Origin of the sequence: Neobacillus rhizosphaerae (assembly GCF_937468385.1) — a bacterium.
In the GTDB taxonomy this organism is placed as follows: domain Bacteria; phylum Bacillota; class Bacilli; order Bacillales; family Cytobacillaceae; genus Neobacillus; species Neobacillus rhizosphaerae.
Genome location: NZ_CALBWS010000001.1, coordinates 123,433 through 136,720, shown reverse-complemented (window position 1 = coordinate 136,720; position 13,288 = coordinate 123,433). Strand labels below are relative to the sequence as shown.

The 13,288-nt window shown below is 38.9% G+C and carries 12 protein-coding genes and 1 pseudogene; 12 read left to right on the top strand and 1 reads right to left on the bottom strand.

Annotation, left to right across the window (positions count from 1 at the left end):
- The first annotated feature begins 113 nt into the window (after nucleotides 1-113).
- From M5A78_RS00660 to M5A78_RS00640, 5 genes and pseudogenes are all read left to right on the top strand, one after another.
- On the top strand, nucleotides 114-1,130 hold the full coding sequence (locus M5A78_RS00660) for an XdhC family protein (protein WP_248733360.1): 1,017 nt from the start codon (nucleotides 114-116) through the stop codon (nucleotides 1,128-1,130).
- Entirely contained in the window at nucleotides 1,112-1,759 is a 648-nt protein-coding gene (locus tag M5A78_RS00655; protein ID WP_248733359.1) for a nucleotidyltransferase family protein, read from the top strand. The genes M5A78_RS00660 and M5A78_RS00655 overlap by 19 nt, the downstream gene beginning before the upstream one ends.
- A 38-nt stretch (nucleotides 1,760-1,797) precedes the next feature.
- Nucleotides 1,798-2,028 (top strand): annotated as a pseudogene (locus M5A78_RS00650) (hypothetical protein); the annotation flags it as partial.
- A gap of 2 nt (nucleotides 2,029-2,030) precedes the next feature.
- Nucleotides 2,031-2,873: an FAD binding domain-containing protein gene (locus tag M5A78_RS00645; RefSeq protein WP_248733357.1), complete on the top strand. Its 843-nt coding sequence runs from the start codon at nucleotides 2,031-2,033 to the stop codon at nucleotides 2,871-2,873.
- 44 nt (nucleotides 2,874-2,917) lie between these two features.
- Complete coding sequence (locus M5A78_RS00640; RefSeq protein WP_248733727.1) at nucleotides 2,918-3,355, top strand: (2Fe-2S)-binding protein; 438 nt, start codon at nucleotides 2,918-2,920, stop codon at nucleotides 3,353-3,355.
- Nucleotides 3,356-3,388: 33 nt separating this feature from the next.
- Here M5A78_RS00640 and M5A78_RS00635 read toward each other — a convergent pair whose 3' ends face one another.
- Nucleotides 3,389-5,455 (bottom strand): peptidoglycan D,D-transpeptidase FtsI family protein, encoded by a 2,067-nt coding sequence (locus M5A78_RS00635; protein ID WP_248733356.1) that lies wholly within the window; start codon nucleotides 5,453-5,455, stop codon nucleotides 3,389-3,391.
- Between the two features lie 268 nt (nucleotides 5,456-5,723).
- Here M5A78_RS00635 and M5A78_RS00630 point away from each other — a divergent pair, with 268 nt between their 5' ends.
- The 7 genes from M5A78_RS00630 to M5A78_RS00600 all read left to right on the top strand — a co-directional run bounded on the left by M5A78_RS00630 (nucleotide 5,724) and on the right by M5A78_RS00600 (nucleotide 13,180).
- A complete protein-coding gene (locus tag M5A78_RS00630) occupies nucleotides 5,724-7,256 on the top strand; it encodes a carboxypeptidase M32 (RefSeq protein WP_319942244.1) in 1,533 nt (510 codons plus the stop codon).
- A 284-nt stretch (nucleotides 7,257-7,540) separates the two neighbouring features.
- Nucleotides 7,541-8,326 carry a TerC family protein gene (locus tag M5A78_RS00625; RefSeq protein ID WP_248733355.1) on the top strand — a complete coding sequence of 262 codons (786 nt, stop codon included), beginning with the start codon at nucleotides 7,541-7,543 and terminating at the stop codon, nucleotides 8,324-8,326.
- A 204-nt stretch (nucleotides 8,327-8,530) separates the two neighbouring features.
- Nucleotides 8,531-9,430: a hypothetical protein gene (locus M5A78_RS00620; protein WP_248733354.1), complete on the top strand. Its 900-nt coding sequence runs from the start codon at nucleotides 8,531-8,533 to the stop codon at nucleotides 9,428-9,430.
- Nucleotides 9,431-9,557: 127 nt separating this feature from the next.
- Nucleotides 9,558-10,301 (top strand): ABC transporter ATP-binding protein, encoded by a 744-nt coding sequence (locus M5A78_RS00615; RefSeq protein WP_248733353.1) that lies wholly within the window; start codon nucleotides 9,558-9,560, stop codon nucleotides 10,299-10,301.
- Complete coding sequence (locus M5A78_RS00610; RefSeq protein WP_248733352.1) at nucleotides 10,282-11,016, top strand: ABC transporter permease; 735 nt, start codon at nucleotides 10,282-10,284, stop codon at nucleotides 11,014-11,016. The genes M5A78_RS00615 and M5A78_RS00610 overlap by 20 nt, the downstream gene beginning before the upstream one ends.
- Nucleotides 11,017-11,036: 20 nt before the next feature.
- Entirely contained in the window at nucleotides 11,037-12,497 is a 1,461-nt protein-coding gene (locus M5A78_RS00605; protein ID WP_248733351.1) for a sensor histidine kinase, read from the top strand.
- On the top strand, nucleotides 12,494-13,180 hold the full coding sequence (locus M5A78_RS00600; protein ID WP_248733350.1) for a response regulator transcription factor: 687 nt from the start codon (nucleotides 12,494-12,496) through the stop codon (nucleotides 13,178-13,180). Before M5A78_RS00605 ends, M5A78_RS00600 begins: the two co-directional genes overlap by 4 nt.
- Nucleotides 13,181-13,288 lie beyond the last annotated feature (108 nt).

Here is a 13,288-nt window from a genome sequence, read left to right as displayed (position 1 = left end):
TTTTTATAAATAAATTTATGTAATCGGTTCATGAAAAATTAATCATTCTAGGAATAGCTTCCTCATTAATATAAATATAGTAGGAATTTTTGTGTTTGAGGTGGGGGAACTGCGTGGAGGATTTTTATCAAATGTTAGACGTAATGGAACACCCAGGGGAAAAGGTGTTAGCAACGATCGTTCGTGTGAAAGGGTCTGCATATAAAAGGGAAGGCTCTTCGATGATGTTTTTTGAAGATGGAAGCCACGCAGGATTGTTAAGTGCCGGCTGCCTAGAAACAGATTTAGCCATACGAGCGGCGGAGGTATTTCAAAAGAATGAGGCTATAATCCTTCAATATGACATGTTTGAGGAAGACGATATGGGCTGGGGTCAGGGCGCAGGTTGTAATGGAACGATTGATATTTTACTTGAGCTGGTTACGGAAAAATTAACAGAGGATTTTCTATTAGTAAAAAGATTACTGGATAGACATAAACCGGTGATAGGTTTAAAAAAACTAGATAAATTGGGGGAGTATGTTTTTATTGAGGAGGAAGGTGAACCCTTTGGAAATTGGTCTGGGCCAATTCCTGTTATTGAATTCACCTCGAAAAGCGGAATAAGGGTAGAGGGGGCATTGACCTTTTATCAGCATACGTACCAGCCCAAGCCACGGTTGATTATTTTCGGGGCAGGGCCCGATGCTCGCCCCCTTGTATCATTAGCCGCAGAAACGGGGTTTTCGGTAACCGTCTGCGATTGGCGGGAACAGTATTGTCAGAAACAACACTTTCCAACGGCGGACAGGATTATCGTTGGCTTTCCAGATGCGCTTTTAAAACAAATATCTTTTTCACCCTATGATTTTGTGGTAATAATGTCGCATCACTTTCAAAGGGATCAAGAATTTTTATTGTCATTATTAAATAAGAATATTAGATATTTAGGTGTTCTAGGTCCAAGGAAAAGAACAAAAAAGCTACTAAATCGTGACCATATTCCAAGTTCAATCTTTTCACCAATAGGTGCTGCAATTGGAGCAAAGGGTCCAGTTGAAATTGCAGTGAGTGTCATGGCTGAAATGATTGAAGTGTGGAGAAAGCCTTTGCATGAAAGAGTGGAGCTCTTATGGACAATTTCAGATTAGTCGGTATTTATCTTGCAGCAGGGAAGAGCAGCAGGATGGGCAGTCAGAAGTTGAATTTACCAGTAGCTAATCATTATTTGGGTAGTATGGCATTACTGGCGGCGCTTGAATCAAGGCTGGATGTCACTATCGCCGTCACTCGAAAGGGAGATTCTCTTCGCTGGTTGACTCCTTTTTCAAAAAGAAAAAATTTGCGAGTGTTAGCATGTGAGGATGCTGACAAAGGACAAAGTGCTTCGCTTAAAGCAGGGGTGAAGGCCGCGGCGGATTTAGCGGCAACAGGGGTGGTGGTTCTGCTTGCGGATCAGCCTTTTGTCACCATTGAAATGATAAATAAATTAGTGGATGAATCTCGAACTTTTCAAGACTATGCCTATATTTCGTATTTGCACAGAGGAATTCCGAAGCCTCCTGTCTATTTTTCGAACTGCCTGTTTCCCATCATTACAGAATTAGAGGGGGATCAAGGTGCAAGGAATTTGATTCGAGGTGCTGATAAATTTAGCGGTAAACGAATGGAATCGGAGAAAGATGTGTCTTTTTTTGATGTCGATACGAATGAGGATTATCAGGAAGTGCTTGTTATTTGGGCTTCATTAATGGAACGGGAGGGGGGGCCATGGAGGTAATTGGAAAGGGTGTTTTCCGCAAGGAGTCGCTCGAAAATCAGTTGAAAGAAGTGGCTGCATGTGTATTAAGAGCTCCAAAAGAAGACCTTGAAATCGCAGGTAGCAGGGTTTTTTTTAGGGATGATCCATCCATTGGACTTCATTTTAAAGATATTGCCTATGGCTATAAATATCCGAATGGGAATGCCTTGTCGCTGGCAGCGGGTGTTTCACTACACAACCTGCCCCTGACTCCAGAGTTGATTTGGAAGGCAAAGGAGGCGAACTAGTAATGCTGCCTTTTAACTTTGATTATTATACGCCTAAAACAATGAAGGAGGCCGTCGATTTATATCAGGATTTAGACCAGCAAGGCAAACAGCCTATGTTTTTTTCAGGTGGAACAGAATTAATTACACTAGGCAGAATCAATTTGGCTTATACCGAAGCCGTCATAGATATTAAGGATATTGCAGAATGTAAGGTGATGCAGGTAAGTGGAGATCATTTGTTCCTAGGGAGTAGCCTCTCCCTTACAAGAATTGAGGAAGCCAATCTTTTTCCTTTATTAACGAAAACAGTTAGCGAAGTTGCTGACCATACAGCCCGCGTAAAAATAACTTTAGGCGGAAATATTTGTGCACAGATTTTTTACCGTGAAGCCGTTTTGCCGTTTTTACTAGCAGACAGTCAAGTGTTAATTATCGGCCCAGATGGAGAGAAGATCATCCCAATAAATGAGATCTTTCAAGAACAACTCAGGTTGAAGAAAGGTGAATTTCTTGTTCAAGTAGCAACTGAGACCCAGTTTATTGGAGCACCCTATTTTAGTGTCAAACGCCGTCAGCAATGGGAAACTGGATACCCGTTAATTACGATGGCTGCATTGAAAATTGATCGGGAGATACGTGTCGCGATAAGTGGGTTGTGTCCTTTTCCATTTCGCTCCAAGGAGGTAGAGGCTTCCTTAAATAACAGGGGGCAGTCGGTTGAAGCAAGAATTGATAGGGCTCTTGCGGTAATGCCAACGCCCATCTTAGAGGATGTAGAGGGATCGGCAAAATATAGGCTCTTTGTGCTCAAAAATTTGTTATTGGATGTGATGGCTGCATTGGATGGAGTGAGGGTTAGATAGCTTATTATTTTGGGGGAGAGTGGAACGTGAAATCTCATACAATTATGTTGGATATAAATGGTGACAGTCGAATTGTTACAGTCAGGTCTGCCGATACCCTATTAAATGCCTTAAGGGGAAAGCTTGGGTTAACTGGGGCAAAACCTGGGTGTTTAAATGGTGATTGCGGTGCCTGTACGGTGAATGTTGATGGATGGCCGATGAAATCATGTTTGATGCTTGTCGTGGAGGCGGTTGGGAAAAAGATAACCTCGATTGAAGGACTGAAACAAGCGCCCATTCAACAGGCGTTTATCGAAAACTTTGCCTTTCAATGCGGCTATTGTACACCGGGTTTTATTATGAACTGCCACTCATTGATAGAGCAGTATCCAGATGCCGACGATACAACCATTAAAGAGTGGCTTGAATCGAATATCTGCCGCTGCACGAGCTATATCGAAATTGAGAAAGCTGTGAAATCAGTGTTAAAAAGGAATTGAAGGCGCCGAACATGGCGCCCAATTCCATTTCTGTTATTGACTTTTCAATTGAAAATAGGTATCCATAACCCGACGGCCAATCTTGAGACTTGCACGGTTATCTACCGTTCCTTCGTATGCCCAAGGAACCAAAACGGCCATTGCTACTTCGGGATTTGTGCTTGGGGCATAGCTTACTAGGCTTAAATTCATAACAGGAGGTGGATCCTTACCATAATTACTGCGTAAGGGACCATCATAAAAAGCTTCGGCCGTCCCCGTTTTTCCTGCAGGTGAGTAAGTGGCACCTTCAAAGAATTTATAGGCAGTTCCCTCTGGTTCCTGCATCACCTTTTTAAAGCCAATTTGGACACGATTCATCCATTCCTTCTTTACATCAATCGTATTAAGGACGGTAGGATGGATTTCTTCGGCGACCGTTCCAAGTTCATTGGATTCAAATGCAGGCTCACGGATTTGTTTCACTACATGCGGCTGCATTCGATAGCCGCCATTTGCAATGGTTGAAACATACTGGGCTAGCTGCATCGCCGAATAGGTATCATATTGACCGATGACAAGGTCGAGCAAATAACCGGGCAGTTTACTTTGACCTTTAAATCCGGTCTGCTCATTTGGTAAATCAATTCCTGTTCTTGCTCCAAGACCAAAGGATGCAAAGGAGTTCCTAATATCCTCGAAGGCATTCTTATTACTAAAACTCAATGGCTGATCAAATTCATATCGCCCTTTTCCAATTTTAATCGCCGTTTGAAACATATAAACATTGGAAGATTTCTTTAATGCTTCGATTTCATCTAATTTTCCTAAATAAGCATATGACTTTTTAAGCGGGGTATCCTTTATTTTTATCCCGGCATCATCAAATGGAGTACCAGGAGATATTGCTCCTGTTTTATAACCGGTTAAAATGGTTGCCCCCTTTACTGCAGAACCAACGTTATATGTAGTGGTAAAGGTTCCGAGTGCGTCATCTTCCATTTCTGACGCGCCAGTCTCGTTGTTTTTAACAATTTTTTTTCCTGACATCGTTAAGACTTCACCTGTTCGTGGATCCATCAAGACGACGTAGGCTCGGTCTGTTAGTTTAGTACCTGGTGATTTCTTTGCGGCCCAAAGCTCCTCTTCGACAATCTTATCTATCTTCATTTGCAAATCCATATCAATGGTTAAGACCAGATCTTTACCTTTTTTTCCATGGGTAATTAGCTTTGTTTCAATGACATTCCCCGTATTATTTGTACTACTATTTATTTTTGATTTATTACCATGAAGAACATCCTCATACTGTAGTTCCAGCTGACTTTTTCCAATGCGATCGTTTCGGCTGTAACCTCGTGCCAAATAATAATCCAATTGCTCAGCAGGAAGCCCTTCGTCAGATTTTGTCACCTTCCCTAATACGGATCTCAAAGTATTTCCGAAACCATAGGACCGTTCCCAATCGGTTGTCGTATCAACCCCAGGGAGGAATTGAAGATTTTCGCTTATAACCGCAAATTCCTTTTCTGTAACATCTTCATTTTTTATGATTTGTGGTGTAAATTTATATCCACTGCTAATTTCCCGATAAATCGCTAGCACCTCAAGTTCTTCATCGGATAGACCTAATTCGTCCTTGGTGATTCGGTCCAATTTTAACTTATAAAGATCTATGTCAGTTATTTTTTTGGCATCATATAAGTCTTTTTCTTTTAGGGTGATTTTTTCGTTGGCAAGCATCGGATGCTTCATTATCCAAAAATTCTGCATGTCCCTTTCCGTCACCTTGTCCGTGTTTTTACTAATCAACTTGGCTAATTTCTCAGCTGTTACAAGCATTTCCTTTTGGCTAAATCCTTCATTTGTAAAAGTAATCGCTTTTTTCGGGTTATTATCGACAATCACTTTGAACTTACGATCGTACATATGTCCTCTCGGAACCGGATTACTGATTGTAAACTCTTCTTTTCTTTCCAAATCCCTTTTGAAATTTTCCCCATAAACTATTTGAACAAACCCTAATCGTAAAATAAGTACAGAGAATAGCAAAAACACACTGAAAAAAAGTAAATTCATTCGAAAGGAAAAATGGGATAATTTCTTTTTTTGTTTCTCCATTATGTTTCCACATCCTTTATATTAAATTTTAGTTTTTACATTAATATGTTAAATTTATACAGGTCAGCATCTTAGAAGTAGACGAAAACTAGAATTGTATATTTCATAAGTAATCGACATTCTTTTTCTTGATGGAGTTTTTTGTCCAATGAAAATTTTTCTAATTTTTTCCCTTATTTGAATTTTTAACTTATAATCAAAAAGGGATACAGTTGTTTCATAAACAAACATCCGTTAAAGAACAGAATAAAGAATAGGGGGTCTACAATTGAACCAAAAAGTGATTGATGCAACTGTACAGAAGGCATTGGAACAATTTAAGGCAATTGATGAAAAAATTACTCATTATTCAAGTATCATAGGGTTAGTTGATTGGGATCAAAAGGTTATGGCACCGAAAAAAGGGAGAAGTGTTTTTGCCAAAGCAACCGGAACCTTGAGGACAGAAGTGTTTAAGCTCTCGGTCTCACAGGAAATGGGCAATCTTTTAGAAACATTATCCTCCCAGGAAAATTTCAAGATATTAGACGGTGTGACTAAAGCAAAGGTTAGAGAGTACAAAGAGTACTACCAAAAATCTAAAAGCATTCCAGCTAATCTTTTTCAGGAATACAGCATTTTAACTGCGCAGGCGAATGATGCCTGGGAAGAAGCAAGGGAGAACAATGATTTTGCTCACTATCTGCCTGCTTTAGAAAAAATAGTTGATTTCAAAAGAAAGTTTGCTGAAATCTATGGGTACGAGGACCATCCGTATGATGCGCTGCTGGACGAATTTGAACCAGGTTTAACGGTGAAAAGATTAGATCCTTTATTTGCTAAACTAAGAGAATCAAGTGTAAAACTATTAGAGCGGATTCAACAATATGGAAAACCAACACAGGTTGAAGTTTTTGACCAATCGTTCGATATTGAAAAACAAAAAGAGTTTAACCGTTTCATCTTGCCAATCATTGGATTCGATATGGAGGCAGGACGTTTAGATGAAACGGTTCACCCATTTGCTCAAACGGTTAACATTGGAGATGTGCGGTTAACCACCCGTTATTTAGAGAAAAATGTCCGTTCCGCACTTTTTGGAACCATTCATGAAGCGGGACATGGAATATATGAGCAGCATGTAAATCCTGAATATGAAGATTCTGTGTTACAAAGCGGGGCCTCATTTGGAATTCACGAATCACAATCAAGATTTTTAGAAAATATGGTCGGACGGAGCATGGAATTCTGGAAATTCTTTTTCCCTAAGCTCCAAGAGTATTTTCCGAAGCAATTGGAAAATGTTTCTATTGAGGAGTTTTATCGTGCCGTAAATACAGTAGAGCCTTCTTTTATCCGTGTGGAAGCAGATGAGTTAACCTATAATCTTCATATTATGCTCCGATATGAAATTGAAAAGGCTTTAATTGGGGGAGAGATTGAAGCGAAAGACCTTCCGGCGATATGGAATCAGAAAATGCAGGATTACCTAGGTATTACACCAAGCAATGACACTGTTGGTGTATTGCAGGATGTACATTGGTCGTTTGGGGGCATTGGTTATTTCCCTTCTTATTCACTAGGTAATCTCTATGCTGCGCAAATTCTTCGTACGATTCAAAAAGATCTTCCTGATTTTTCTCAACATATCGAAAGTGGCAGGTTCGATTTGATTCAAGAATGGTTAAAGGAAAATATTCATCAGTACGGAAGGCTTTACACTCCGAATGAATTGATCGTTAGGGTAACAGGTGAGGAATTAAATGCTGACTACCTTGTCGAGTATCTTGAAAAAAAATATGCTAGGGTCTATGGACTATAATGGTAATCTGCTAAACTGACATTGACATCGGATTAAGAGTATAATATATTAATAGTAATAAAATATTTCCTTTTTAAAGGGGAGTAGCTGCTACAATAAAGTCGTCATTTCGAGAAATCTTTCTCCGGCTTTATTGGCAACATTACGTTGTTAGCAAGACCTTTACAGTACTGTAAAGGTCTTTTCTGTGTTTTCTAGGCCTTTACTGTAATCAGTAAAGGCCTATTTTTATGGGTAAAAGGAGTATTTTAGAAAAACACCTATTATTGAGGAGGAAATTATTTATGGATTTAACTCTGTTACTTGAATACGGATGGGTTTTAATCATTCTGGTGGCATTGGAAGGGCTTTTAGCAGCTGATAACGCCTTGGTACTCGCGATTATGGTGAAGCACCTACCTGAACAGGAACGGAAAAAGGCATTGTTTTATGGATTAGCAGGGGCGTTTGTGTTCCGCTTTGCTTCTTTGTTTGTGATTTCGTTTTTAGTTGATGTGTGGCAGGTTCAAGCTATTGGAGCTCTTTATTTGTTATTTATGGCCGGCAATCATGTTTTTCGAAAGGTTATAAAAGGAAAAGAGGAGGAAAAAGAGGAAAAAGAAGTTCGAAAACATAGTGGCTTTTGGTCGACGGTTTTAAAGGTGGAAGTGGCGGACATTGCTTTTGCGGTCGATTCCATTCTTGCTGCCGTAGCGATGGCGGTTGTGCTTCCAGATACACCACTGCCAAATATCGGTGGACTTGATGGAGGTAAATTCCTAGTTATTTTTGCTGGTGGTATTATTGGCTTAATAATTATGCGCTTCGCTGCAAACCAATTTGTAAAGCTTTTAGAAAGAAGGCCAGGTCTAGAGATTGCCGCCTTTACGATTGTTGGCTGGGTTGGTGTTAAGCTAGCCGTCTACACACTTTCACATCCGGCATTATCGATTCTTAATGAGGAATTTGCGCATTCAACTGAATGGAAGGTGACCTTTTACGTCGTGTTAGTAGGAATTGCCGCAGCAGGCTGGTTTTTCTCCAAAGATAAAGCCAATGAATCAGTGAAAAAAGAACCAAAAGTTTTATAACTTTAACAGAAATAATTTAAAGCAATTCTTCCATTATGGGGGGATTGCTTTTTCAATTTAATGATCATTGGTCCCATCCACCACTGATTACTTTTACCATAAGCTTCCGATTTAAGAAATTATTAATAGTTCATTAATAGTTTGTTTAGTTTGGTCATCTATTCTTATTATGTTACAACACTATGCATTGAAGGAGGAAGAAAAATGAATAAGAAAGTGCTGGCTGTTGCTGGTATCAGTGGATTATTAATGGTTGGAGGTGTTTTATCTGCATCTGCATCCACATCCGGATACGACCTATTCAAGACGGCTGTTAAAAAAACGCATACCATCAACAGTTTTACGGCTCATACTTCAGCGTCATTATCGGATAATGGCAAGGAGATGTACCTGGTTGATTCCTTGAACACAGCGAATTTAAAGGATGAATCTGGAAATAGCAATGTAAGTGTTACAAATGGCGGTACAACGACAAAAGTTGATTATTTTTCAAAAGCGAATCAGACGGTCGTGAAGAGCAGTAAGGACGATAAATACTATGTAAAAGAAGAAAGTGAACATAAGAAAGAGTTTAAGCATAAGGAGCATAAAGATGAAAACCTCTCACCAAAAATGCAAAAAGATGTAGAGGCAATCTTTGATGCTTTAACAAAAAATTATCAAGATAAGATTACAGCGAAAGATATAGCGAATGGGAATACCGAGTTACAGCTTGATCTTTCTAAAAATCAAATACCTACCGTTGGACAGGCTGTAGTATCTTTCTTCCTTAAGAACATCGACCAGCGGAAGAATCATATGGAAAAAGCGGAATTCGGTTCTTTACAGTTTGCTGACCTAAAACCACAGCTTCCACAACTAACAAATAACATAAACGTATCCCGTGTTGTCTTAAAAGGCGTAGTGGATAAGAATGAATACTTAGTCGGTCAAGAAGCCACTATTTATGTCTCCGGTGAGGATGTAAATGGTACACACCATGATCTTGTATTAAAGCTTGCAAATAAATTCGATCAGTTAAATAATTCAAAAGTTACAAACGTTGATTTGACAGGCAAAAAGGTTGTCAAAGTACAAGATAAGCATACAGGCCATGAAGATTAATTTGCTAAGGTAAAGATTATTACCAATGAGGCAGAGGGGACACTTTCCTCTGCCCTTGGTTCAAAAAAATGACTATTACAAGGGGAACCTTGCTTATATAAAACTGCTGTAAAAAGGAGTGAGAGGTGTGCCAGTTCTTGAACTGCAAAACGTAACAAAACAATATAAAAATGGACGCGGTGTTGAAAATATTAGTTTTTCGGTAGAACATGGTGAGATTTTCGGGTTATTGGGCCCAAACGGTGCAGGGAAAACGACATTGATGAAGTGTATCGTAGCATTAAGCCATCCTGAGCAGGGGAAAATATTGATTAATGGTTATAATGTCATGGAACATTTTGAACTGGCGATGCAATCGGTTGGAACACTTATCAGTGGGGTCGAAGCGTTTGATTATTTAACGGCCTATCAAAATCTTTTGTTAGCAGCAAGATTATATCCTTCCCTTGAAAAAGGGAGAATTGATGAAGTACTCCATTGGGTAGGAATGGAGGAGCATAAGCATGAAAAAGTGAAATCTTTTTCAACAGGGATGCGGCAACGTTTATATTTAGCGGCGGCACTACTTTCCAAGCCATCTTTTGTTATTTTGGATGAACCAACAAATGGCCTAGATATTGAAGGGAAACTTGATTTTCAGGAACTTATTAGCCGGTTAGCGAAAGACGAAGGTGTCACCTTTATCCTCTCTACTCATTTAATTGATGAGGTTGAGCGTTTATGTAATCGAATCGCCATTCTTTCAAAGGGGAAAATCATTGCCGAAGTGGATAAAAATCAACTAGCTGAAGGTCAAACCTTTGAATCCTTTTATATTAACCACATTCGTAAAGGGAAGGAAGTGAACCAAAATGCCCAACTTACAAAATGAGTGGAACAAGTTATTACGGAAAAAATCATCCATTGTGTTGTTTTGCCTCTCAGCATTATTCCCTTTACTTGTTGGCCCAGCTATTCAAATGATGCAAAACAAGTTTGGTTTCACAGCGTTTGATGGCGAGTCATTCCCACTCGTGATTTTAAGCTTAGCCGTATCCTTTTACCTACCATTATTATTGGCATTGTGTGTTAGTGATATGTTTGCAGGAGAACAAGAACAAAAAACACTGTCCTTCCTGCTTGTCCGTCCATTATCACGGTTCAAGCTGTTTACTTCCAAGATTGTCTGTACGGGCATATACTTATTGACTCTTTTAATGCTTGTCTGTCTTTCATCATTAATAACAGGGGCGATTTGGCTTGAGAACTTCACATTTAGTGGATTATTAATAAGCCTCTCAGCGTTTTTGTTATCATGGTTTCCATTAATGGCAATTGGGATTCTCTTGGTTTTCCTGGCACTATGGTTCGGTTCAAGCAGCAAGGCATTAACATTTTCTATCCTACTTTACCTAGTTATGGTAGTTTTAACCTATCTTTTTCCAGGTATTGCCCAGTGGCTGCCGGCCTATGATAACGATTGGTACCAACGCTGGATAAATAGCGGTTTTACTATGGTTACTATGGGAAGAACGATTTACCTCGTATCATTTAGTGCATTATTTTTTACAGTAGGCTACTATAAGTTTAGCAGAAAAGAATTCTAAAGAAGAAAGTTGTGGAATAGATGTCCATTCGTTTAAGACTTTTATTATCCTATCTGGCAATGATTCTAGTGCCAATATTATTTGTTGTTTTGTCCGGCCTTTTAGTGGCTTTACTTTTTAGAGGGGATATAAAAGAATTGCGAAACATCTACTTGCCACCAGAGCATCACCATCATATTTCTGAAAAAAATCAATTATATATTGATTTACACAAGGAAACAATGAAAAACTCAGGAAAATTTTTGGATCAAACCTATTTAAAGAAGATTAACAGTCAATTAAATAAAACGGGTGGCAACTCATTAGTGGTGAGAAAAGGAGATAAAATCATTTACTTACCAGCTAAATTAAAAGGTCTAGATGTGGAGGAACTTCCGCCATTTGGTTTATTTGGTGAAGTTGATCCCGTTGAACAAATTGATCATCAAGTAATCTCGATAAAAAAACTTGATTTTTTCTATCCAGATGGTTCTCAAGGTTCATTGTTCTTTGTAACGGATGCAAGTAGTTTTGCTAAATTTGTTCGGTCCTCGTTCCCAATTTTATTTATTGTTTTGATCGTTATCCTAATCGTAACAAATGGATTGTTGACTTACTATGTGTCGAGAAGTATCATTCGCCCAATTCGAGCATTACAAAAGGCTGCCAAGCATATGAAAGAAGGTGACCTTACCCTTCCAATTCCTGTAACATCTAAGGATGAAATTGGTCAGCTTGCCCAAGGGTTTGAAGAAATGCGTGTTAGGTTAAAAGAATCGATTGAAAAGCAGGTAGCCTATGAGGAAAATCGCAAAGAACTGATCGCCAATATTTCTCATGATTTAAAAACACCGATTACCACCATTAAAGGATATGTTGAAGGAATTCGCGATGGTGTAGCTAACAGCCCGGAAAAAATCGATCGCTATATTCAAACGATTCATTCGAAATCTATCGACTTGGATCATATGATTGATGAACTCTTTTTATATTCTAAATTAGACCTCCAGCGCCTTCCTTTTCATTTTGAAACGATTCATTTTGATCACTATCTTCAGGATTTTGTGGAAGAGCTTCGCTTTGATTTGGAAGAAATGAAAGTTGAAATTAACTTAAACATAGATAAAAATGGTGATTACCTGATAATAGGTGATCGGGAGCATCTGAAACGAGTAATAACCAATATTGTCGATAATTCTTTAAAGTATATTGATAAACCGAACAAAGAGCTTTCCTTTCATTTATCCACTGTAGATTCTTTTGTTCTTTTCAAAATGAATGACAACGGCCCTGGGATTTCTGAAGAGAATATACCCATGATTTTTGATCGCTTTTATCGTGCCGATATGGCACGAGGAACGGAAAAAGGCGGAAGTGGACTGGGATTATCCATTGCGAAGCGAATTATCGAAGAGCATCATGGTTCCATCTGGGCGGAAAGTCAACAAGGAAAAGGAACAACAATCCTATTTACGTTAAAAAAAGCGGGTGAAGAAAAATGAAACGGATCTTAATTATTGAAGATGATAAAAGTATCGCCGAGCTTGAGCGGGATTACTTAGAAATAGATGGATTTTCGGTTGAGATTGCGCTAACAGGTGATGATGGCTTAAAAAAAGCATTACGGGAAAAGGTTGATTTGGTGCTGCTCGATCTTATGCTTCCAGGGGTTGATGGTTTTCAAATTTGCAAAGCAATCCGAACTGAAAAGGATATCCCGATTCTTATGGTTTCTGCCAAAAAAGAAGACATTGATAAGATTCGTGGTTTGGGTTTGGGTGCAGATGATTATATCGTCAAGCCATTTAGTCCGAGTGAACTGGTAGCAAGGGTAAAAGCGCACCTGTCTCGTTATCAAAGACTTATTGGAAAGGAACCCCATAGTGACAATATTTTGATACGGGGTCTTCGAATTGATCAAGCTTCAAGACGGGTTTATGTCAATAACCATGAGGTTGTTTTTACCACAAAGGAATTTGACGTATTAACTTTTTTTTCCATGCATCCAAACCATGTCTTTAGCAAAGAGCAATTATTTGAAAAGCTATGGGGCTTTGATTCTTTAGGTGACATTTCAACCGTTACAGTACACATTCGCAAAATCCGTGAAAAGATTGAAACTGATCCTTCAAATCCACAATATATCGAGACTGTTTGGGGTGCTGGATATCGGTTTAAAGGGTAATTAAAATAAAAATATCAAGCATGGGAATTTTTTCCTCAATAAAGGACCGTAAAAGCCCCACTGATTGAAGTTTCACTTTATTAAGTGAAACGTATAGTCATTCAAGAA

Coding starts and splice junctions, on each gene's coding strand:
- M5A78_RS00610 (WP_248733352.1), top strand. CDS start 10,282: ATGCCCAACTTACAAAATGAGTGGAACAAGTTATTACGGAAAAAATCA.
- M5A78_RS00640 (WP_248733727.1), top strand. CDS start 2,918: ATGTTGGATATAAATGGTGACAGTCGAATTGTTACAGTCAGGTCTGCC.
- M5A78_RS00655 (WP_248733359.1), top strand. CDS start 1,112: ATGGACAATTTCAGATTAGTCGGTATTTATCTTGCAGCAGGGAAGAGC.
- M5A78_RS00625 (WP_248733355.1), top strand. CDS start 7,541: ATGGATTTAACTCTGTTACTTGAATACGGATGGGTTTTAATCATTCTG.
- M5A78_RS00620 (WP_248733354.1), top strand. CDS start 8,531: ATGAATAAGAAAGTGCTGGCTGTTGCTGGTATCAGTGGATTATTAATG.
- M5A78_RS00605 (WP_248733351.1), top strand. CDS start 11,037: ATGTCCATTCGTTTAAGACTTTTATTATCCTATCTGGCAATGATTCTA.
- M5A78_RS00635 (WP_248733356.1), bottom strand. CDS start 5,455: ATGGAGAAACAAAAAAAGAAATTATCCCATTTTTCCTTTCGAATGAAT.
- M5A78_RS00645 (WP_248733357.1), top strand. CDS start 2,031: ATGCTGCCTTTTAACTTTGATTATTATACGCCTAAAACAATGAAGGAG.
- M5A78_RS00600 (WP_248733350.1), top strand. CDS start 12,494: ATGAAACGGATCTTAATTATTGAAGATGATAAAAGTATCGCCGAGCTT.